The sequence below is a fragment of the Blastococcus sp. SYSU DS0539 genome, assembly GCF_054050855.1.
Map to the genome: position 1 here is coordinate 205,860 of NZ_JBJHAF010000005.1, position 20,661 is coordinate 226,520.

The 20,661-nt window shown below is 72.5% G+C and carries 20 protein-coding genes and 4 tRNA genes; 19 read left to right on the plus strand and 5 right to left on the minus strand.

Annotated features, from left to right (window positions below; genetic code table 11):
• Positions 1 to 39: 39 nt before the first annotated feature.
• Complete coding sequence (pdxR, locus tag ACI790_RS08685; RefSeq protein ID WP_456569394.1) at positions 40 to 1,464, plus strand: MocR-like pyridoxine biosynthesis transcription factor PdxR; 1,425 nt, start codon at positions 40 to 42, stop codon at positions 1,462 to 1,464.
• Position 1,465: 1 nt separating this feature from the next.
• Here pdxR and ACI790_RS08690 read toward each other — a convergent pair whose 3' ends face one another.
• Positions 1,466 to 2,572 (minus strand): 2-oxoacid:ferredoxin oxidoreductase subunit beta, encoded by a 1,107-nt coding sequence (locus ACI790_RS08690; protein ID WP_456569395.1) that lies wholly within the window; start codon positions 2,570 to 2,572, stop codon positions 1,466 to 1,468.
• Positions 2,569 to 4,569 (minus strand): 2-oxoacid:acceptor oxidoreductase subunit alpha, encoded by a 2,001-nt coding sequence (locus ACI790_RS08695; RefSeq protein WP_456569396.1) that lies wholly within the window; start codon positions 4,567 to 4,569, stop codon positions 2,569 to 2,571. The genes ACI790_RS08690 and ACI790_RS08695 overlap by 4 nt, the downstream gene beginning before the upstream one ends.
• A gap of 193 nt (positions 4,570 to 4,762) precedes the next feature.
• Here ACI790_RS08695 and htpX point away from each other — a divergent pair, with 193 nt between their 5' ends.
• Positions 4,763 to 5,641, plus strand: a complete 879-nt coding sequence (gene htpX, locus ACI790_RS08700) for a zinc metalloprotease HtpX (protein ID WP_456569397.1) — start codon at positions 4,763 to 4,765, stop codon at positions 5,639 to 5,641.
• A gap of 102 nt (positions 5,642 to 5,743) precedes the next feature.
• Here the strand turns inward: htpX and ACI790_RS08705 are convergent, their stop codons facing one another.
• Positions 5,744 to 6,235 carry a YajQ family cyclic di-GMP-binding protein gene (locus ACI790_RS08705; protein WP_456569398.1) on the minus strand — a complete coding sequence of 164 codons (492 nt, stop codon included), beginning with the start codon at positions 6,233 to 6,235 and terminating at the stop codon, positions 5,744 to 5,746.
• 106 nt (positions 6,236 to 6,341) lie between these two features.
• Here ACI790_RS08705 and ACI790_RS08710 point away from each other — a divergent pair.
• Positions 6,342 to 6,423, plus strand: a tRNA-Tyr gene (locus tag ACI790_RS08710).
• A gap of 59 nt (positions 6,424 to 6,482) precedes the next feature.
• Here the strand turns inward: ACI790_RS08710 and ACI790_RS08715 are convergent.
• Entirely contained in the window at positions 6,483 to 6,914 is a 432-nt protein-coding gene (locus tag ACI790_RS08715; RefSeq protein ID WP_456569399.1) for a pilus assembly protein TadG-related protein, read from the minus strand.
• A gap of 688 nt (positions 6,915 to 7,602) precedes the next feature.
• Between ACI790_RS08715 and ACI790_RS08720 the strand changes: the two genes are divergently transcribed.
• The 6 genes from ACI790_RS08720 (at position 7,603) to ACI790_RS08745 (ending at position 11,612) form a co-directional block, all read left to right on the plus strand.
• Positions 7,603 to 10,137, plus strand: coding sequence for a putative bifunctional diguanylate cyclase/phosphodiesterase (locus ACI790_RS08720; RefSeq protein ID WP_456569400.1), 2,535 nt, complete (start codon positions 7,603 to 7,605; stop codon positions 10,135 to 10,137).
• A gap of 96 nt (positions 10,138 to 10,233) precedes the next feature.
• A tRNA-Thr gene (locus ACI790_RS08725) sits at positions 10,234 to 10,306 on the plus strand.
• 55 nt (positions 10,307 to 10,361) lie between these two features.
• Positions 10,362 to 10,435 (plus strand) — tRNA-Met (locus tag ACI790_RS08730).
• Between the two features lie 107 nt (positions 10,436 to 10,542).
• Positions 10,543 to 10,707, plus strand: a complete 165-nt coding sequence (gene rpmG, locus ACI790_RS08735; protein WP_456569401.1) for a 50S ribosomal protein L33 — start codon at positions 10,543 to 10,545, stop codon at positions 10,705 to 10,707.
• Positions 10,708 to 10,740: 33 nt separating this feature from the next.
• Positions 10,741 to 11,199, plus strand: a complete 459-nt coding sequence (locus ACI790_RS08740) for an FAS1-like dehydratase domain-containing protein (RefSeq protein WP_456569402.1) — start codon at positions 10,741 to 10,743, stop codon at positions 11,197 to 11,199.
• Entirely contained in the window at positions 11,196 to 11,612 is a 417-nt protein-coding gene (locus ACI790_RS08745; protein ID WP_456569403.1) for a MaoC family dehydratase, read from the plus strand. Before ACI790_RS08740 ends, ACI790_RS08745 begins: the two co-directional genes overlap by 4 nt.
• A gap of 53 nt (positions 11,613 to 11,665) precedes the next feature.
• Here ACI790_RS08745 and ACI790_RS08750 read toward each other — a convergent pair whose 3' ends face one another.
• Positions 11,666 to 12,922 carry a pyridoxal phosphate-dependent aminotransferase gene (locus ACI790_RS08750; RefSeq protein ID WP_456569404.1) on the minus strand — a complete coding sequence of 419 codons (1,257 nt, stop codon included), beginning with the start codon at positions 12,920 to 12,922 and terminating at the stop codon, positions 11,666 to 11,668.
• Positions 12,923 to 13,148: 226 nt separating this feature from the next.
• Between ACI790_RS08750 and ACI790_RS08755 the strand changes: the two genes are divergently transcribed.
• The 10 genes from ACI790_RS08755 to ACI790_RS08800 all read left to right on the plus strand — a co-directional run bounded on the left by ACI790_RS08755 (position 13,149) and on the right by ACI790_RS08800 (position 20,630).
• Positions 13,149 to 13,221: transfer RNA gene (locus tag ACI790_RS08755), tRNA-Trp, on the plus strand.
• Positions 13,222 to 13,295: 74 nt separating this feature from the next.
• Positions 13,296 to 13,832: a preprotein translocase subunit SecE gene (gene secE, locus ACI790_RS08760; protein ID WP_456569405.1), complete on the plus strand. Its 537-nt coding sequence runs from the start codon at positions 13,296 to 13,298 to the stop codon at positions 13,830 to 13,832.
• Positions 13,833 to 13,877: 45 nt separating this feature from the next.
• A complete protein-coding gene (nusG, locus tag ACI790_RS08765) occupies positions 13,878 to 14,765 on the plus strand; it encodes a transcription termination/antitermination protein NusG (protein ID WP_456569406.1) in 888 nt (295 codons plus the stop codon).
• A gap of 44 nt (positions 14,766 to 14,809) precedes the next feature.
• Positions 14,810 to 15,241 (plus strand): 50S ribosomal protein L11, encoded by a 432-nt coding sequence (gene rplK / locus ACI790_RS08770; protein ID WP_456569407.1) that lies wholly within the window; start codon positions 14,810 to 14,812, stop codon positions 15,239 to 15,241.
• Between the two features lie 95 nt (positions 15,242 to 15,336).
• Positions 15,337 to 16,056, plus strand: coding sequence for a 50S ribosomal protein L1 (gene rplA / locus ACI790_RS08775; RefSeq protein ID WP_456569408.1), 720 nt, complete (start codon positions 15,337 to 15,339; stop codon positions 16,054 to 16,056).
• A 402-nt stretch (positions 16,057 to 16,458) separates the two neighbouring features.
• Positions 16,459 to 17,070, plus strand: a complete 612-nt coding sequence (gene rplJ / locus ACI790_RS08780; RefSeq protein WP_456569409.1) for a 50S ribosomal protein L10 — start codon at positions 16,459 to 16,461, stop codon at positions 17,068 to 17,070.
• 17 nt (positions 17,071 to 17,087) lie between these two features.
• On the plus strand, positions 17,088 to 17,480 hold the full coding sequence (gene rplL / locus ACI790_RS08785) for a 50S ribosomal protein L7/L12 (protein WP_456569410.1): 393 nt from the start codon (positions 17,088 to 17,090) through the stop codon (positions 17,478 to 17,480).
• A gap of 332 nt (positions 17,481 to 17,812) precedes the next feature.
• Positions 17,813 to 18,949, plus strand: a complete 1,137-nt coding sequence (locus ACI790_RS08790; protein WP_456569411.1) for an ABC transporter ATP-binding protein — start codon at positions 17,813 to 17,815, stop codon at positions 18,947 to 18,949.
• Positions 18,946 to 19,761, plus strand: coding sequence for an MlaE family ABC transporter permease (locus tag ACI790_RS08795; protein WP_456569412.1), 816 nt, complete (start codon positions 18,946 to 18,948; stop codon positions 19,759 to 19,761). The genes ACI790_RS08790 and ACI790_RS08795 overlap by 4 nt, the downstream gene beginning before the upstream one ends.
• Positions 19,761 to 20,630, plus strand: a complete 870-nt coding sequence (locus ACI790_RS08800; RefSeq protein WP_456569413.1) for an MlaE family ABC transporter permease — start codon at positions 19,761 to 19,763, stop codon at positions 20,628 to 20,630. The genes ACI790_RS08795 and ACI790_RS08800 overlap by 1 nt, the downstream gene beginning before the upstream one ends.
• The last annotated feature ends 31 nt before the right edge of the window (positions 20,631 to 20,661 follow it).

The following is a 20,661-nucleotide window of genomic DNA, read 5'->3' on the forward strand; positions in this document are numbered from 1 at the left end:
CACTAGGTTTCCGGCAGGCCACCGTGCCGGAGGAGGACCGTGACCGGCATCCCGCCCCTGGTGCTCGACCGCGCGTCGGGCACCCCGCTGTCGGTGCAGCTCGCCGACGCGCTGCGCACCGCCGCCGCCGAGGGGACGCTGCGCCCGGGGGACCGGCTGCCGTCGACGCGCGAGCTCGCCGGGGCGCTGCGGGTCAGCCGGACGGTGACGGCGGCGGCCTACGACCAGCTGCTGGCCGAGGGATGGGCCGGCGGGCGCCGCGGGGTGGGCACGTTCGTGCTGGGCGCGGCGCCGTCGTCGCCGGCGGCCGCGGCGCCCCCACCGCGGCCGGGGCCCGCCGTCCCCGCGCTCGTCGACCTGCGCGCGGGATCGCCCTGCCTGGAGGTGCTGGACCGGGCGGTCTGGCGCCGCGCCTGGCGGGCGGCGGGCGACCTGCCGCCCGACGGCGGCCCGGACGCCGCGGGCGATCCCGCGTTCCGCCGGGTGGTGGGGGAGCACCTGCTCCGCCACCGCGGGCTCGGCGCCGGCCCCGACGACGTGCTCGCCACCGGTGGCACCTCGGCGGCGGTGGGCGAGGTGGCGCGCACCCTCCCGCCGGGCAGCCGGGTGGCCGTGGAGGACCCGGGCTACCAGCGGGTCGCCGGCGCGCTCCGCGACGCGGGGGTGGCGGTCGTCCCGGTGCCCGTCGACGACGACGGCCTGGTCGTCGACGCCCTGCCGCCCGGTCTGGCGGCGGTCTACTGCACGCCGGCGCACCAGTACCCGCTCGGCCGGCGGATGTCCGCCGCACGCCGGCTCGAACTGGTCGCCCGGGCCCGCGCCGAGGGCTGGTGGGTGCTCGAGGACGACTACGACGGCGAGCTGCGCTACGACGTCGCCCCGCTGCCGCTGCTGGGTGCGCTGGCACCCGACGTCGTGGTCCACCTGGGCACGACCAGCAAGATCCTCAGCCCCACGCTCGGCGTCGGCTGGCTGGTGGCCCCGCCGGCGCTCCGGACGGACCTGCTGGCCCGCCGCACCGCCACCGGCACCCGGCCGGCACGGGCCGGGCAGCGGGTGCTGGCCGCGCTGGCGTCCTCCGGCGACCTGGCCCGCCACCTGCGCCGGCTGCGCCGGGAGATGGCGGGGCGGCGGGACGAGGTCCGCGCCGCGGTCGCCGCGGCCGGGGTCGCCGTGGAGGGGGATCCGGCCGGTGCCCACGTCCTCGTGCCGCTGCCGGACGTCGCCGCCGAGGACGCCGTCCTGGCGGCCGCCGCGCGGCGGGGAACGGCCCTGGACGGCCTCGGTCGGCACCACCTCGACGGCGTCGGCCGCCGGGCGGGGCTGGTGCTGGGCTTCGCCGCCCCGACCCGGGCGGAGCTGCGCCGGGTGCTACCCGTGCTCACCGCGCTGCTGGCCGAGCACGCCGGGAACGACCGCGGGCCCGCCTCCCCGGAGGGAGGCGGGCCCGCGGTGATCGCCTAGCTCAGCTCTCCACGGTCCAGGTGTCGCCGCCGGCGAGCAGCGCGTCGAGGTCGCCGGGGCCCTGGAGGCGTGCCTCGTGGAGCTGCTCAGCCATCATCGCCTCGTACGAGGGCTTCTGGATCGACCGGAAGACGCCCATCGGGGTGTAGCGGAGGTCCTGCGAGGACAGCCGCGACAGGGCGAACGCGTAGGACGGGTCCTGCCGGGTGGCGTCGTGCACCACGATCTCGCTCGCGTCGACCTGGTTGGTCTCGGCGATCCGCAGCCCGCCGAAGTCGTCGCGGACCACGCACGAGGCGCCGTCCGGGCCGAACACCAGCGGCTTGCCGTGCTCGAGCGGGATCGTCCACATCGGGCCCGTGCCCGGGTCCTTGAGCAGGTCGAACGCGCCGTCGTTGAAGATGTTGCAGTTCTGGTAGATCTCCACCAGCGACGTGCCCTGGTGCTCGGCGGCCTGCCGCAGCACCTCCGTCAGCCCCTTGCGGTCGGAGTCCATCGCCCGGCCGACGAAGGTGGCGTCGGCGCCGATGGCCAGCGACACCGGGTTGAACGGGTGGTCCAGCGAGCCCATCGGCGTGGACTTGGTGACCTTCCCGACCTCGGAGGTGGGGGAGTACTGGCCCTTCGTGAGCCCGTAGATCCGGTTGTTGAACAGCAGGATCGTCATGTTGACGTTCCGCCGCAGCGCGTGGATCAGGTGGTTGCCGCCGATCGACAGCGCGTCGCCGTCACCGGTGACGACCCAGACCGACAGGTCGGGACGGGAGGCGGCCAGGCCGGTGGCGATCGCCGGCGCCCGGCCGTGGATCGAGTGCATCCCGTAGGTGTCCAGGTAGTACGGGAAGCGCGACGAGCAGCCGATGCCCGACACGATCACCATGTCCTCGCGGGCGATGCCGAGGCTGGGCAGGAAGCTCTGGACCGCGTTGAGGATGACGTAGTCACCGCACCCGGGGCACCAGCGCACCTCCTGGTCGGTCTTGAGGTCCTTGGCCTTGAGCGCGGTCTGCTTCTCGCCCTGGGTCTCGACCGAGGCGGTGATGGCGTCCGCGATGGGGCCGGGCGGGATCGGCGACCCAGCCGGCATGCCGAGGTCGATGGTGCTCACTGGAGGGCTCCGTTCACAGCGTCGGTGTTCACAGCGTCGGTGTTCACAGCGTCGGTGCTCCCGCTGTCGATGGCGTCCTGGATGACCGCGGCCAGCTCGGCGGAGCGGAACGGCATCCCGCGCACCTGGGTGTGGCTCTGGACGTCGACCAGGTACTTCGCGCGCAGCAGCAGGGCCAGCTGGCCGAGGTTCATCTCCGGGCAGATCACCCGGTCGTACCGGGCCAGGACCTCGCCCAGGTCGGCCGGGAACGGGTTGATGTGCCGCAGGTGGATCTGGGCGACCTTGCGGCCGGAGCTCCGGATCCGCCGGCAGGCAGCGCCGATGGGGCCGTAGGTGGAACCCCACCCGATGACGGCGACGCGGGCGTCGCCGTCCGGGTCATCCACGTCGGTGGGCGGGATCGACGCGGCGATGCCGTCGACCTTGGCCTGGCGCGTGCGGGTCATGAAGTCGTGGTTGGCCGGGTCGTAGGAGATGTTGCCGGTCTTGTCGGCCTTCTCCAGCCCGCCGATCCGGTGCTGCATGCCGGCGGTGCCGGGGATGGCCCAGGCGCGGGCCAGCGTCTCCTCGTCCCGCAGGTAGGGGAGGAACTCGCCGTCCTCGCCGTTGGGCTCGGTGGCGAAGCCGACGGCCGGCGTCAGGTCGGGGAGGGAGTCGACGTCCGGGATGGCCCACGGCTCCGCGCCGTTAGCCAGGTAGCCGTCCGACAACAGCATGACCGGCGTCCGGTAGGCCAGGGCGATCCGCGCCGCCTCGACCGCGGCGTAGAAGCAGTCGCCCGGGGAACGCGGTGCGATCACCGGCACCGGCGCCTCGCCGTTGCGGCCGAACATCGCCTGCAGCAGGTCCGACTGCTCGGTCTTGGTGGGCAGGCCGGTGGAGGGCCCGCCGCGCTGCACGTCCACGATGACCAGCGGCAGCTCGGTCATGACCGCCAGGCCGATCGTCTCGCCCTTGAGCGCCACACCGGGGCCCGACGTCGTCGTGATGCCCAGCGCGCCGCCGAAGGAGGCGCCGAGGGCCGCGCCGATGCCGGCGATCTCGTCCTCGGCCTGGAACGTCCGCACACCGAAGGACTTGTGCCGGGACAGCTCGTGCAGGATGTCCGAGGCCGGGGTGATCGGGTAGGCGCCGAGGAACACCGGCAGCCCGGAGCGCTGGCCGGCGGCCACGAGCCCGAGGGCGAGCGCCTGGTTCCCCGAGATGTTGCGGTAGCGCCCGGGCTTCATCGGGGCCGGCTTGATCTCATAGGAGACGGCGAAGGCCTCGGTGGTGTCGCCGTAGTTGTAGCCGGCGCGGAACGCGGCGATGTTGGCCGCGGCGATCTCCGGCTTGCGGCGGAACGTCCGCTCGAGGAAGCGGATGGTGCCCTCGGTGGGCCGGTGGTACATCCACGACAGCAGGCCGAGCGTGAACATGTTCTTGCTCCGCTCGGCCTCCTTCTTGCCGAGGCCGGAGTCGGCGAGCGCGTCGAGGGTCATCGACGTCAGCGGCACGCTGACCGTCTGCCAGCCCTCGAGCGAGCCGTCCTCCAGCGGGTTGGTGGCGTAGCCGACCTTGGCCAGGTTGCGCGGCGTGAACTCGTCGGAGTCGACGATCAGCAGACCCCCACCGGGGAGCTCGGCGAGGTTGGCCTTGAGCGCGGCCGGGTTCATCGCCACGAGCACGTCCGGGGCGTCGCCCGGCGTCATGACGTCGTGGTCGGCGAACTGCAACTGGAAGGAGCTGACGCCCGGCAGGGTCCCCGTCGGCGCCCGGATCTCGGCGGGGAAGTTCGGCAGCGTCTTCAGGTCGTTGCCGAAGGACGCCGTCTCGCTGGTGAACCGGTTGCCGGTCAGCTGCATGCCGTCGCCGGAGTCACCGGCCAGCCGGATGACGACGCGGTCGAGCTCCACGACGCTCTTGACGAGCCCGCCGGGGGCCGCGCTGGACACCGTGGTGGCCAGTGCGCCGTTCGAGTCCGACGGCGCGACGGTCGGGTTGGTGCCAGTCATCAGCGGTCTACCTCCATCGGGCGAGGTTACGTGCGTGTGTCGGCGGCGGGGATGTGCAACCGGACACGCTGCGGCGGCGAGGATTTCACCGCGTCCGCACGGGCCAACGGTGCCGGGCGCTCCGTCATTCCACCGGGGGACACGGGGCACGCCCACCGGGAACGTGGTCCCGGGGGACGACGTTGGAGCGGACGTGCAGCGCTGGAACAACGGACTGAAGACGGCCCTGCTCCTGGGCCTCATGGGCGGGCTCATCCTGATGGCGGGTGCGCTCATCGGCGGCCGCGGTGGCCTGGTCATCGCGCTGGTGATCGCGCTCGGCGTCAACGGCTACGCGTACTTCAACTCCGACAAGCTGGCGCTGCGCGCGATGCGGGCCTTCCCGGTCACCCAGACCCAGGCGCCGGCCCTGTACGCGATCGTCCGCGAGCTGGCCACCGAGGCGCGGCAGCCGATGCCCCGGCTCTACGTCAGCCCCACCGCGCAGCCCAACGCCTTCGCCACCGGCCGCAACCCGCGCAACGCCGCCGTCTGCGTCACCCAGGGCATCCTCGAGCTGCTCGACCGCCGGCAGCTTCGCGGCGTGCTCGCCCACGAGCTCTCGCACGTCTACAACCGCGACATCCTGATCAGCTCGGTCGCCGGTGCCATGGCCACGGTGATCACCTACCTGGCGCACATGGCGATGTTCGCGTCGCTGTTCGGCGGCCGGTCCGGCGAGGACCGCGGCGGCGGCAACATGATCGGCGGGCTGCTGCTCATGCTGCTCGGCCCGCTCGCCGCCGGGCTGGTGCAGATGGCGGTCAGCCGCAGCCGCGAGTTCCAGGCCGACGCCTCGGGTGCCCAGCTGTCGCAGGACCCGCTCGCGCTGGCCGACGCGCTCCGGGTCATCGAGCGGGGGACCGCCGCCCGCCCGCTGCCGCAGGAGGAGCGGTTGGTCACCCAGAGCCACCTGATGATCGCCAACCCGTTCCGCGGTCAGGGGATGGCCTCGATGTTCGCCAGCCACCCGCCCATGCCCGAGCGGATCGCCCGCCTGGAGCAGATGGCCCGCGAGCTCGGCCAGCGCTGAGGGAGCGTCCCCAACACCTGGCAGTGTGCGCGGGGGAGGGGTTCTGCGGTGCGGAACCCCCCGCCCGCGCACACCGTCCGGGGTCAGCCGCCGGCGGCGTCGTCAGCGGTAGTTGTCGAACTGCAGGGCGACGTCGAGATCCGCCCCGCGCAGCAGCTGCTGCACCGCCTGCAGGTCGTCGCGCTTCTTCCCGCTCACCCGGAGCTGGTCGCCCTGGATCTGCGCCTGGACGCCCTTGGGGCCCTCGTCGCGGATCAGCTTGGAGATCTTCTTCGCGGTGTCGGACTCGATGCCCTGCTTGATCTTCGCGCCGATCTTGTAGCTCTTGCCCGAGGCCTGCGGCTCGCCGGCGTCGAGCACCTTGAGCGAGATGCCGCGCTTGATCAGCTTCTCCTTGAACACCTCGAGCGCCGCGACGACCCGCTCCTCGGTGTCGGCCTGCAGCGTCACGCCGTCCTCCCCGGCCCAGGCGATGGTCGCGTTGGTGCCGCGGAAGTCGAAGCGCTGCGAGAGCTCCTTGCCCGCCTGGTTGAGGGCGTTGTCGACCTCCTGCCGGTCGACCTTGCTCACGACGTCGAAGGATGCGTCGGCCATGTCGTTCCTCTCCGTGCGGGACGGGGCCGCCACGGCGGCCCGTCGGTGGGGACCCGTTCCGTGCCGGGGCCCCTCGTCTTGTTACTCTCTCCCGCGTACCAATCGCGGCGGGTTGCCCGAGTGGCCAATGGGAGCGGACTGTAAATCCGTCGGCTTAGCCTACGAAGGTTCGAATCCTTCACCCGCCACGCCCGGTACGACGGCCCCCGACCACCTGGTCGGGGGCCGTCGCCCGTCCGGGGTCGGCTCAGGGCAGCGTGGGGGCCCGGGCGCTGGAGACGGCGGTCCGCTCGAGCTGCTGCCCGCCCAGGAACAGCCAGCCGAACGCGATGTCGACGGAGCGGGTGCACCGCACGGTCACCTCGGCGCCGTCGGTCTCGGCCGCCCAGCTGTCCAGCCGCACCCCGCCGTCGGCCAGCTGGTCGGCCACCGCGGCCTGCGCCGCGGCGCGCGTCAGCGGGAGCTCCGTGCCGACGCCGCGGGCGTAGACGACGGCCTCGTCGGCCTGGTTGGCCGCGGCGAGGGCGGCGCCGTCGCACACCGACTGCACGTCCTGCTGCTCGAGGAAGGCGTCGGAGGCCGCGATGGCACCGAAGGCCATCAGCGCGGCGACCAGCCAGCAGACCAGGACGAACGGCAGCGTCGAGCCGCGTTCGCGGTCGTCCTGGCCGGGGCGCACGCGCGGCAGCGTAAGCCCCGGGCTCCGGTCGTCCACCACCTGTGGACACGATCTGTGGACACTGTGGACGGCGGTTCACCCGCCCGGCGCACGCCCGGCCACGGCCTGTGGACGACGGTCGCGCACGGACCCCCGGGACCACCCCGGCCGGCGCCGACCGCCCGGCTCCCCGTTCCGGACGGGCCGGCCCTGAATGGCCGGATCGGCCGGGGACCCGGCGCGTCAGGTCACTGTTCGTGTGACGTATGTGGCGGCTGGTGACGACATGACGAAGATCGCGGCGTGTCACCAGCGACATGCTTGTCGCCAGTCGTGACGGGAAGGAGTGTCTCCCGCGCGGTCCGTATTCAACGACGCTCTGCCCCCGCGCGTGGATGGCTTCCGCTACAGCCAATCAGTCATTCCCAGAGGGAGGCGCCATGAACAGCACCGTGCAGCGCAACGTCCAGGTCCGCGGCGTCAAGTGGACCCGTGGCGTCAAGTGGACCCGTCGGTCGGCCTGATTCCTTTTCGTTCGTCCCCCGGGGCGGCAGTTCTCCGGAGCGGCCGCCCCGGAGAGCCACGGCCCGTGAACGCCGTGTTTCCTCTGTCGGTCGACTGACTCTTCCGGGTTGGACGAGGCTGGTAGTGGCCGAGGTCGCTGTTAGCCTTCGCCCGCCCAACGACCCGGGAGAGAGCGCAGTTTCACGTGGCTGAACAGGACGACCGCGAGCCTCATCGGCCGCGCGCGGTGCGCAGTCCGTGGCTGGCCGCGCTGCTCGGGCTGTCGTTCGCCTGCCCGGTCGGTGTCCTGCTACTCACCAGCGAGCCGCGGGTCGTCCCGGCCGCGGTTCTGCTGGCGGTGCTCTTCACCGCGGTCGCCGCCGAATGGGTCAACGTCCACGTCGAGTTCCGCCGGCAGAGCTTCCACAGCTCGGCGAGCGAAGTGGCCTTCGTCATCGCGCTGCTCGAGGTCGGTGGCGCGTGGACCGCCGCCACCCGGGCCGCCGCGGTCGCCGTCGTCCTCCTGGCCCAGCGGCTCCCCGCGGCGAAGGTCGTGTTCAACACCGAGGTAGCGGTGCTGGAGGCGGGGGTCGCCACCGCCATCCTCACGCTCCTGTCGCCCGACGGCCTCGCCAGTCCGTCCACCTGGCTCGCCTGCCTGCTCGCCGTGTTCGCCGCGAACGTCGTGGGCGCGGGCCTCGTCGCCGGGGCGATCACCCTCACCCAGGGCTACCCCGGGCGGGCCATCTGGAGCAGCCTCTTCGTCCCGGTCGTCGTGGTGCAGCCGGTCGCCGTCACGATCGGCCTGGCCATCCTCCTGCTGCTGCACACGACGCTGTGGTCGTGGCTGCTCGTCGTGCCGATGGTCGCCGCGTTCGTGCTGGTCTACCGCCGGTTCGCCGGCGTCACCCGCGAGAGCCACTCCCTCGAGCGGGTCTACGAGTTCGCCCGCCGGGTGGAGGAGGTCGCGCCCGACGACGCGGGCACCCGGCAGATCGTCCAGGCCGTGCGCGAGCTGCTCAACGCCGAGCGGGTGGCGCTCTGGCTGCCGCCCTACCTCGACGAGGGCCCCCGGCTCGTGGTCGCCACCGAGGACGGCGCCGACTGGTACGACGGCCCCGGGGACTCCGACGACCTGCTGCGTCGCCGCGCGGTCGCCTCCACCGGCGGGGCGATCCGGGTCTCGGCGAACCGCGCCGACGAGCGCGAGGCGGCCGCGCTGTCCCGCCGGGGGGTCTCCGAGCTGCTGGGGGCGCCGGTGACCACGGCCGCTGGCGAGCCGGGCTATCTGGAGGTCTGCGACCGCCGCAGCGACATCGTGTCCTTCGGCCGCGCCGAACGCGGGGCGCTGGACTCGATGCTCACCCACGTCAACGCCGCGATCCGGCAGCAGCAGCTGCTGACCCGCATCCGCTACGACGCCGACCACGACCGGCTCACCGGCCTGCCCAACCGGCAGCGTCTCGCCGACGAGCTCAGCCGGCTGGTGTCGGGCGACGACGGCGGCCAGGCCGGGTTGATCCTGGCCTCCCTCGGCACCTACGCCGACGTCACCGACACCCTCGGCCACGCGGCCAGCGACGAGCTGCTGCTGGTCACCGCCGGTCTGCTGCGCGAGCACGCCCCGCCGCGGGCGCTCCTGGCCCGCATGGAGCGCGAGCAGTTCGCGGTGCTCCTCCCCGGTCTCTCCCTGGCGGCGACCGAGCAGGCCGCGCGGCGGCTGCGGGAGGCCGCGGCCACCCGCGTCCGGGTGGCCGGGCTCGACCTCGAGGTGTCGCTGACCATCGGTGTCGCCGCCGCCCCCGGGCACGGCACGGACGCCGGGACGCTCATGCAGCGGGCCGACGTCGCCCTGCTGGCCGCGGGGAGCTCCGGCGGCGTCGCCAGCTACCACCCGGTGCTCGACCAGCAGAGCCTCCGGCGCCTGCAGCTGGGCACCGAGCTCGAGCACGCCATGGCCGACGGTCAGATCGGGGTCGTCTACCAGCCGGTCATCGACGCCAAGACCTCCGACATCGTGTCGGTGGAGACGCTGGTCCGCTGGGCCCACCCGCGCTACGGCAGCATCCCGCCCGAGGACGTGATCAGCCTGGCCGAGCAGGTGGGCCGGATCGGCGCCGTCACCGACCACGTCCTGGACCTCGCGCTCGCGCGCTGCCGGCGCTGGCTGGACCAGGGGATCTCGCTGTCGGTGGGGATCAACATCTCCGCGTGCTCGCTGAGCGAGCCCGACCTGGTCGAGCGGATCCGCGACGCCCTCGCGAGGCACCAGGTGCCCGGTGAGCTGCTCGTCCTGGAGCTCACCGAGAGCAGCGTCATCGACGACTCGGTGCGCGAGAGCACGGTCCTGGAGGACCTGCACGACCTCGGGCTCCGGCTGGCGATGGACGACTTCGGCACCGGCTACTCCTCGCTGTCGCAGCTGCGCCAGCTGCCCATCGACGAGCTGAAGATCGACAAGTCCTTCGTCCTCACCATGGCGACCAGCCAGGGCGAGTCGTTCATCGCGCGCTCGATCATCGAGCTGGCGCACAACCTGGGTCTCTGCGTGGTGGCCGAGGGGGTCGAGGACGAGATGACGCGGAACCAGCTGATCGCCATGGGCTGCGACAAGCTGCAGGGCTTCCTGATCAGCCGGCCGCTGCCGGAGGACCGGCTGGAGAAGTGGCTGCTCGCGCGCACCGGCGTGCGCTCCGCAGCGCCGGGTGCCACCCACCGCCGACTGTTCGTCCGGACCTGACTGATAGAGTTCCGCCGCACGGTTCGGAGGGGACCTGCGCCCCCGGCGCAGACCCGGCCACCACGGTCAGGTACAGTCTTCGACGGCTCCGAGCACGCCCCTTTAGCTCAGTCGGCAGAGCGTCTCCATGGTAAGGAGAAGGTCTACGGTTCGATTCCGTAAAGGGGCTCTGGCAGTACCCGACCTACCGGTCCTGTCGCGAGACCGGCCCGGGTGGTCACCCCGGCGGTGTAGCTCAGCCTGGTAGAGCAAGCGGCTCATAATCGCTGTGTCACCGGTTCAAGTCCGGTCACCGCTACTCCCGACGGACCCCGCACTCCGGGGTCCGTCGCCGTACCGGCACTCGTGCCGGCCCGGCAGCAGGGCTCGGTCCCGGGCCCTGTCCCACAAGGCTAGGAGCGCCCCATGGCAGCCACCGACGTCCGCCCGAAGATCACCCTGGCCTGCCAGGAGTGCAAGAACCGCAACTACATCACCCGCAAGAACCGGCGGAACGACCCCGACCGGATCGAGCTGAAGAAGTACTGCCCGCGCGAGCGCAAGCACACGCTCCACCGCGAGACCCGCTGACCGCGGTTCGCGACTGAGCAGGAGGGCGGGAGCATGGCGCTGGACCGAGGACTGGTCGGGCGCAGCTACCCGCCCTCTGCCGTCTACGAGGTCGGCCGGGTGGCGCTCGCCGAGTTCGCCGCCGCCGTCGGTGCCACCGATCCGGTGCACCTGGACCCGGCGGCCGCCCGCGCCGCCGGCCACCCCGACGTGATCGCGCCGCCGACGTTCGCCGTCGTCGTGTCGCTGGGCGCGGCGAACGTCGTCCTGGACGATCCCGACGTCTCCCTGGACTACAGCCGCGTGGTCCACGGCGAGCAGCGGTTCGCGCACCACCGGCCGATCCGTGCCGGCGACCGGCTGGTCGCCACCACCAGCATCGAGGCCGTGCGCAGCGTCGCGGGCAACGACCTGCTGACCACCCGGGTCGAGCTGGCCACCGAGGACGGCGAGGCCGTCTGCACGGCGACGACGATGCTGGTGGCCCGCGGTGCGGACGGAGGAACGGCGTGAACCGGCCCGAGATCGCCGTCGGCACCGAGCTGCCGGAGCGCACCTTCCCGGTGACCCGCGCCGACCTGGTGCGCTACGCCGGCGCCTCCAAGGACTTCAACCCCATCCACTGGAGCGACCGGGTGGCCACGGCCGTCGGCCTGCCCGGGGTGATCGCGCACGGCATGCTCACGATGGCGCTGGCCGCCCGCGCCGTCACCGAGTGGACCGGCGATCCGGGGGCCCTGGTCGAGTACCAGGTGCGCTTCGGCCGTCCCGTGGTCGTGCCCGACGACGACGCCGGTGCCGAGGTCGTGGTGCGCGGCAAGGTGGCCACCGTGGGGGACGACGGTCGCGTCCGCATCGACCTGACCGTCACCAGTTCCGGGGAGAAGGTCCTCTCGCTCGCCCGCGCGGTGGTCCGCCTCCGCTGACCCGTCGCCGGGTCCACGGCGACCGGCCCCGCTGGACCCTGCCGGGCCCCCGGTCAGTCCGCCTGGGTGAGCAGGCGCTGCATGCGGGTGACGCCCTCGACGAGGTCGTCGTCGCCGAGCGCGTAGGACATCCGCACGTACCCCGGCGTGCCGAAGGCCTCGCCGGGGACGACGGCGACCTCCGCCTCCTCCAGGATCAGCTCGGCCAGCTCCGCGCTGGTGTGCGCGGTGCGCCCGGCGATCGGCCGGCCCAGCAGACCCTTCACCGACGGGTAGACGTAGAAGGCGCCCTGCGGCTCGGGGCAGGCGATGCCGGGGATCTCCCGCAGCATCGACACGATCGTCTGCCGGCGCCGGTCGAAGGCCGCGCGCATGGTGGCCACCGCGGACAGGTCGCCGTTGAGCGCCGCGACCGCGGCGGCCTGCGAGACGTTGGCGACGTTGGACGTCGCGTGCGACTGGAGGTTGGTCGCGGCCTTCACCACGTCGGCCGGGCCGACGATCCAGCCGACCCGCCACCCGGTCATCGCGTAGGTCTTTGCGACCCCGTTGACGACCACGCAGCGGTCGGCCAGCTCGGGGACGACGACCGGCATGGACGCGGGGGTCACCCCGCCGTAGGTGAGGTGCTCGTAGATCTCGTCGGTGAGCACCCAGAGGCCGTGCTCGACGGCCCACCGGCCGATCTCCTCGACCTGCTCGGCCGGGTACACCGCGCCGGTCGGGTTCGACGGCGAGCAGAACAGCAGCACCTTGGTGCGCGGGGTCCGGGCGGCCTCCAGCTGGGCGGCCGACACCAGGTAGCCGCTCTGCTCGTCGGCGACCACGGGCACCGGCACGCCGCCGGCCAGGCGGATGGCCTCCGGGTAGGTGGTCCAGTAGGGCGCGGGCAGGAGGACCTCGTCGCCCGGGTCGAGCATGGTGGCCAGCGCCTCGTAGACCGCCTGCTTGCCGCCGTTGGTGACCAGCACCTGCGCGGGGGTGACCCGCAGGCCGGAGTCGCGCGCGGTCTTGGCGACGATCGACTCCTTGAGCGCCGGCAGCCCGCCCGCTGGGGTGTAGCGGTGCATGGCCGGGGTGCGGGCCGCGGTGATGGCCGCCTCGACCACGTAGTCGGGCGTGGGGAAGTCCGGCTCGCCGGCGCCGAAACCGATGACCGGCTTGCCGGCGGCCTTGAGCGCCTTCGCCTTGGCGTCCACGGCCAGGGTCGCGGACTCGGCGATCGCGCCGATGCGGCGGGACACGCGCCGCTCGGTGGGCGGCAACGGGATCGAGGGGGCGGCGGACTCCGGCGAGGAGGCGGCGGTCATGGACCCATCGTGTCAAAGACCACCGTCCGCGCGAGGCCCGGTCGCTGCCGGCCGCGCGGATGCCGCCCTCGGGTGGGCTCCGGGCGGGAGGTTGGCTCCCGGCGGAACCGTTCCCGTACACTTGCGGCTCTGGGGCAGTTGACCCCGCCACCGGCGTGCCCCGGATCTCCCCCCGAGGTCGGGCGCCGTCATGGCGAGGTCGCCGTTCCGGGCCCATCCAGGGCACAGGGGTGTAGCTCAATTGGCAGAGCAGCGGTCTCCAAAACCGCAGGCTGCAGGTTCAAGTCCTGTCACCCCTGCCGAGCAGGACAACGGCACCACCGACCGACGGCCCGCGCGCGAGCGGCCACCACGACGAGGCGAGCGAGGCGCAGTGAGCGACGAGAAGCCGGACCGCGAGGACGACGCTCGCGCCGCCTCCGACGCCGAGCTCACCGACGAGCAGCTCGACCGCGAGGCCCCGGGCGTCGACGACGCGTCCGCGCTCGAGGCCGCCGAGGACGAGATCGCCGGCGAGGCCGCGGCCGACGAGGACAAGGTCGTCGCCGGCACGGGTGACCGGCGCAGCCGCCGGCGGGGCCGGATCACCGCCGAGGGCGACGAGGACGACGAGCCGGTCGCGGGCACCGGGCGGGCCGCCCGCTCGGCCACGGCCGCGGGCCGGGACGGCGCCGGGACCCGCTCGCGGGCCGCGGCGGAGCGGGCCCGCGCCGAGGAGATGCGGCCCCGCCGCTCGCTGGCCCGGTTCCTGCGCGAGGTCGTCGCCGAGCTGCGCAAGGTCATCTGGCCGGGCCGCCGCGAGCTGATCACCTACACCACCGTGGTCATCGTGTTCGTGGCGTTCATCGTCGCGCTGGTGGCCGGCCTCGACCTGCTCTTCTCCGCGGGCGTGATCGCCGTCTTCGGCTGACCTCCGTCCTGCGCCGCACCGCCCCCTGACAAGGAAGAGACCTCTGTGACAGACCCCCGCGAGCCCTTCGAGACCGACAGCGCGGTCGAAGGCACCGACCTGGACGACGCCCGCTTCGACGAGCGCGGCACCGCCGACGTCGAGACCGGCGCCGGTGAGACCGGCGCCGCCGAGGGGTCCAGCGACACCGCCGACCTCGACACCGACACCGCCGTCTCCGACGTGACGCCGGAGATCGAGACCGGCGACCCGGACACCCTCGCCGCCGACCCGCTGGCCGCCCCGGCCCCCGGCTCCGGCGTCGAGCCGGAGGAGGACGAGGACCCTGCCGAGGCGATGAAGAAGGCGCTGCGGATCGCGCCGGGCGACTGGTACGTCGTGCACTCCTACGCGGGCTACGAGAACAAGGTGAAGACCAACCTCGAGGCGCGCATCCAGTCGCTGGACGTCGAGGACTACATCTACCAGATCGAGGTGCCCACCGAGGAGGTCACCGAGATCAAGAACGGCAAGCGCTCGCAGGTCAACCGCAAGGTGCTACCGGGCTACCTGCTGGTCCGCATGGAGCTCAACGACGAGTCGTGGGGCGCGGTCCGCAACACCCCCGGCGTCACCGGCTTCGTGGGCGCCACCTCCAAGCCCTCGCCGCTGACCCTCGACGAGGTCGTCAAGATCCTGGTGCCCGCCACCGCGCCGCAGGCGCCCCGGGCCACCGAGGCCGCCGCGTCGGCCGGTGGCGCCCCCGCGGCGCCGGCCCAGGTCGTCGACTTCGAGGTCGGCGAGTCGATCACCGTCATGGACGGCCCGTTCGCGACGCTGCCCGCCACCATCAACGAGATCAACGCCGAGCAGCAGAAGCTGCAGGTGCTGGTCTCCATCTTCGGCCGCGAGACGCCCGTCGAGCTGTCGTTCAGCCAGGTTCAGAAGATCTGACCCGGTAACCCGTACGAGCTGTTCAGTCACAGAAGAAGGAAGTCATGCCCCCCAGGAAGCGGTTGACCGCGGTCATCAAGCTCCAGATCAACGCCGGTGCGGCCACCCCCGCGCCGCCCGTGGGTCCGGCGCTGGGCCAGCACGGCGTCAACATCATGGAGTTCTGCAAGGCGTACAACGCCGCGACCGAGTCGCAGCGCGGGAACGTCGTCCCCGTGGAGATCTCGGTCTTCGAGGACCGGACCTTCACGTTCGTCACCAAGACCCCGCCGGCCGCGCGCATGCTGCTCAAGGCCGCCGGTGTCGAGAAGGGGTCGGGCGAGCCGCACAAGACCAAGGTCGCCACGGTCACCCGTGACCAGGTCCGCGAGATCGCCACCACCAAGATGGCCGACCTCAACGCCAACGACCTCGAGCAGGCCGAGAAGATCATCGCCGGCACCGCCCGGTCGATGGGCATCACGGTCCAGGGCTGACCAGCCCGCTCCCGCACCACCCAGCACCCGTGGGAGGGCCCCGCCAGGCCCGGACACCACACGACCGGGGCGTACGCCCCCGGAGAGGAACCACCATGGCGAAGCACGGCAAGAAGTTCCGCGCCGCGGCCGACAAGGTCGACCGCGACACGCTGTACAGCCCGCTCCAGGCCGCCTCCCTGGCCAAGGAGACGTCGACGACCGCCTACGACGCCACCGTCGAGGTCGCCATGCGCCTGGGTGTCGACCCGCGCAAGGCCGACCAGATGGTCCGCGGCACGGTCAACCTGCCCCACGGCACCGGCAAGACCGCCCGCGTCATCGTCTTCGCGACCGGTGACAAGGCCGCCGAGGCCGAGGCCGCCGGCGCCGACGTCGTCGGGTCCGACGACCTGATCGAGCGGATCCAGGGTGGCTTCCTGGACTTCGACGCGGCGATCGCCACCCCCGACCAGATGGCCAAGGTCGGCCGGATCGCCCGCATCCTGGGCCCCCGTGGTCTGATGCCGAACCCGAAGACGGGCACCGTGACCCCCGACGTCACCAAGGCCGTCAACGACATCAAGGGCGGGAAGATCAACTTCCGCGTCGACAAGCAGGCCAACCTGCACCTGGTCATCGGCAAGACGTCGTTCGACCAGGCCAAGCTGGTCGAGAACTACGCCGCGGCCCTCGACGAGGTGCTCCGGGCCAAGCCGTCCTCGGCCAAGGGCCGGTACGTCAAGAAGGTCACCATCTCCACCACGATGGGCCCGGGCATCCCGGTCGACCCGAACCGCACCCGCAACCTGACGGTGGACGAGCCCACCGCCTGAGCGACAGCCCCGGGCGCATCGCAGCGAGGAACGAGCGAGGAGCGGACCGGGGCGCGGAGCAAGACCATGGGCACCGCCTGAGCGACGCACTGAAAGGGCCCCGCAGCGCACCGCGTTGCGGGGCCCTCGCGCGTTCCGGCAGGGCTGCCTCCCGGCTGCGGGCCGACATGGCGTACCCTTGGCGACGTTCCCCCCAAGACCGCTGGTCGTCGCACGTCCGCGTGCGATCGAAGGTCCGCAGATGTCGGGCGACCCGCGCAGGAGGACGGTTCGGTAGCCGGACGCCACGCGCGTCCGCCATCGCCCCGTGCGCCCTGCGCCGGGGCGTTTCGTGTCTCCGGAGCGATCGATCGCCCGTCGTCGTGCAGCGTCCGTGGTCGCCCGACAGACGAGAGGAGGCCCATGCCCACGCAGGCGAAGGCCGCGGTGATCGACGAGATCACCGAGCGGTTCCAGTCGTCCAGCGCAGCGGTGCTCACCGAGTACCGCGGGCTGACCGTGGCGCAGCTGACCCAGCTGCGTCGTTCCCTCGGTGAGGGCAGCAGCTACGCCGTCGTCAAGAACACCCTGACGAAGCGTGCGGCGGAGCAGGTCGGTTTCTCCGACCTCGCACCGCTGCTCAACGGTCCCACCGCGATCGCCTTCATCGAGGGTGACCCGGTGAACGCCGCCAAGGCCATCCGTGACTTCGCGCGCACCAACCCGCTGCTCGTCGTCAAGGGCGGCGTGGTCGAGGGCCGTACGGTCGACGCCGCCGAGGTCACCCGCCTCGCCGACGTCGAGAGCCGTGAGGTCCTGCTGGCCAAGCTGGCCGGTGCGATGAAGGGCAACCTGACCAAGGCTGCCGGGCTGTTCCAGGCCCCGCTGTCGCAGGTCGCCCGGCTGGCCGCCGCGCTGCAGGAGAAGAAGGCCGCCGACGCACCGGCTGCCGAGGCTCCCGCCGCCGAGACCGCTGCTGCTGACACCACCCCCGACAACGACACCGCTGCCGCCGACGCGGCCAGCGACGACTGATCCCAGAAGGAGACACCATGGCCAAGCTTTCCAGCGCCGAGCTGCTCGACGCCTTCAAGGAGATGACCCTCCTCGAGCTGTCCGACTTCGTGAAGCAGTTCGAGGAGACGTTCGACGTCACCGCGGCTGCCCCGGTCGCCGTCGCGGCCGCTCCGGCCGCCGGTGGCGGCGGCGGTGGCGACGAGGCTGCTGCCGAGCAGGACGAGTTCGACGTCATCCTCGAGAGCGCCGGCGACAAGAAGATCCAGGTCATCAAGGAGGTGCGCGGCCTGACCTCGCTCGGCCTCAAGGAGGCCAAGGACCTGGTCGACAACGCGCCGAAGCCGGTCCTGGAGAAGGTCGCCAAGGACGCTGCCGACAAGGCCCAGGCCGCCCTCGAGGGCGCCGGCGCCACCGTCACCGTCAAGTGACCCCCTGCCCGGCGGTCCCGACCGCCGGGTGCGTCACCGCAGCGTGACGCCCTCCCCGGCCCGCGACCGGGGAACCGCACAGGGGCCGTCCTCCGGAGGAGGGCGGCCCCTGTCGCATGTCCGGGTGAACTCCCACCCCTAAGGGGAGACGGGGGTCACCGGAACTCCGTGACACACGTAACCTTCCGCCGACGCGTTCGTTACTGAGCAGTAGTGATGCGCGGTGATCACCTCCGGAGCAGGAGGTGATCGAGGTGCCGCGCACTGCCGGGGCCCGCCAGCGCGGCGGGCGGGGAACCGGCGGGGCAGCCGGAGCAGGAGGCGGGGGACAGGTGGGCGTCGCAGTCGAGGTCTCGGGGCTGACCAAGTCGTTCGGCAGCCAGAACATCTGGAGCGACGTCACGCTCACGCTCCCGCCCGGGGAGATCTCGGTGCTGCTCGGGCCGTCCGGCACCGGCAAGTCGGTGTTCCTCAAGTCACTGGTCGGCCTGCTCAAGCCCGAGAAGGGCTCGATCGTCATCTCCGACACCGACATCGTGCGGACCAGCGAGTCCCGCCTCTACGAGGTGCGGAAGCTCTTCGGCGTGCTGTTCCAGGACGGCGCGCTCTTCGGCTCGATGAACCTGTTCGACAACATCGCCTTCCCGCTGCGCGAGCACACCAGGAAGAGCGAGTCCGAGGTCCGCCGGATCGTCCTCGAGAAGATGGACATGGTCGGTCTGCAGGGCGCCGAGGGGAAGCTCCCCGGCGAGATCTCCGGCGGGATGCGCAAGCGCGCCGGCCTGGCCCGCGCCCTGGTGCTCGACCCCGAGATCATCCTGTTCGACGAGCCGGACTCCGGCCTCGACCCGGTGCGCGTCGCCTACCTCAACCAGCTGATCGTCGACCTCAACGCGCAGATCGACGCCACCTTCCTGATCGTCACGCACGACATCGGCACCGCCCGCACCGTGCCCGACAACCTCGGCCTGCTCTTCCGCCGCCACCTGGCCATGTTCGGCCCGCGCGAGCAGCTGCTCACCTCCCAGGAGCCGGTCGTCCGCCAGTTCCTCAACGGCCGCCGCGAGGGGCCGATCGGGATGAGCGAGGAGAAGGACGTCGCCCAGGTCGAGGCGGAGATGGCGGCCCTGGAGGCCCGCGGTGGCGACCAGCACAACGGCATCGGGCCCAAGGGCGCCAGCGGTGGGGACGCCGTCCCGCCGCAGCTGGACCCCTCGCCCGGCCTCCCGGAGCGCCGGGCGGTGCGCCGCCGGCAGGAGCGGGTCGCCCGCATGCTGCACGAGTTCGACCCGGCCACGGCCGAGGCGATCCGGACCTCCCTGCCCGCCGACCTCCTCGCGCAGGCCGACGCCGGCGCGTTCACCCCGACCCGCGGCGCGGGTGGCCGGCACTGGGCTCCCGAGCCCGGCGCCGTCCCGGGCGGCCCGGCCGCCACGGCCGTGCTGCCGCGGCCCGGCGGTGCCGGGTGACCGCCACCGACGGGCCGAAGGCCCCGGGGCTGCTCGACGGGAAGTACTCGCCGACCCGGCCCCTGGCCGCCAGCGGCAACCTGTTCGCCTTCGCGCTCGACGTGCTGCGGGCCCTGCCCAAGCGGCCGTTCCAGGTCCGCGAGTTCATCCAGCAGACCTGGTTCGTCGCCAGCGTCACCATCCTGCCGACGGCGCTGGTCGCGATCCCCTTCGGCGCGGTCATCGCCCTGCAGCTGGGGTCGCTGACCCGGCAGCTGGGCGCGCAGTCCTTCACCGGCTCGGCCTCGGTCCTCGCCGTCCTCCGCGAGGCCAGCCCGATCGTCACCGCGCTGCTCATCGCCGGCGCCGGTGGCTCGGCCATCTGCGCCGACCTGGGCGCTCGCAAGATCCGCGACGAGATCGACGCCATGGAGGTCCTGGGCATCAGCCCGATCCAGCGGCTGGTGGTGCCGCGCGTCCTGGGCGCGATGCTGGTGGCGGTGCTGCTCAACGGCCTGGTCAGCGTCGTCGGTGTCGCCGGCGGGTACTTCTTCAACGTCGTCCTCCAGGGCGGCACCCCCGGCGCCTACCTGGCCTCCTTCAGCGCCCTCGCGCAGGTCGAGGACTTCTGGTCCGGTGAGATCAAGGCGCTGGTCTTCGGGTTGATCGCCGGCATCGTGGCCGCCTACAAGGGGCTCAACGCCGGCGGTGGGCCCAAGGGCGTGGGCGACGCGGTGAACCAGTCGGTGGTCATCACGTTCCTGCTGCTGTTCGCGGTCAACTTCGTGATGACGGCGCTGTACTTCCAGCTCGTCCCCCCGAAGGGGGCGTGATGGCCCTCCTCTCACCGGCCGACCGCATCCGGGTGCGCGCGCGCCGGGTCGCGCGCACCGTCTACCGGCGGCCGCTGGACACCCTCGACGACCTCGGCGACCAGCTCGGCTTCTACGGGCGGGCGCTGGGCTGGGTGCCGCGCACGCTGCGCCGCTACAAGCGGGAGACCTTCCGGCTGCTCGCCGAGGTCACCTTCGGCTCCGGCGCGCTGGCCGTCATCGGCGGCACGGTCGGCGTCATCGCGTTCCTGTCCTTCTTCACCGGGACCGAGGTCGGGCTCCAGGGCTACGCGGCCCTCGACCAGCTCGGCACGTCGGCGTTCACCGGCTTCCTCTCGGCCTACTTCAACACCCGGGAGATCGCCCCGCTGGTGGCCGGGCTGGCGCTCTCGGCGACGGTCGGGTGCGGCTTCACCGCCCAGATCGGCGCCATGCGGATCAACGAGGAGATCGACGCGCTCGAGGTCATGGGCGTGCCGTCCCTGCCGTTCCTCGTCACCACGCGGATCGTCGCCGGCTTCGTCGCCGTCGTCCCGCTGTACGTGCTCGGGCTGCTGAGCAGCTACTTCGCCACCCGCACCATCACCACCCAGGCCTACGGGCAGTCGACCGGCACCTACGACCACTACTTCAACCTGTTCCTGCCGCCGCAGGACGTCTTCTGGTCGTTCCTCAAGGTCCTGGTCTTCGCCGTGGTCATCATCCTGAGCCACTGCTACTACGGCTTCCGCGCCGGCGGCGGCCCCGCCGGCGTGGGGCTCGCGGTGGGCCGGGCGGTGCGCTTCTCCATCGTGGCGGTGATGGTCATCGACCTGTTCCTGTCCCTGGCCATCTGGGGTTCGACGACGACCGTGCGGATCGCGGGGTGAGCGCGGGATGACCACGAGAACGACGGGCGAG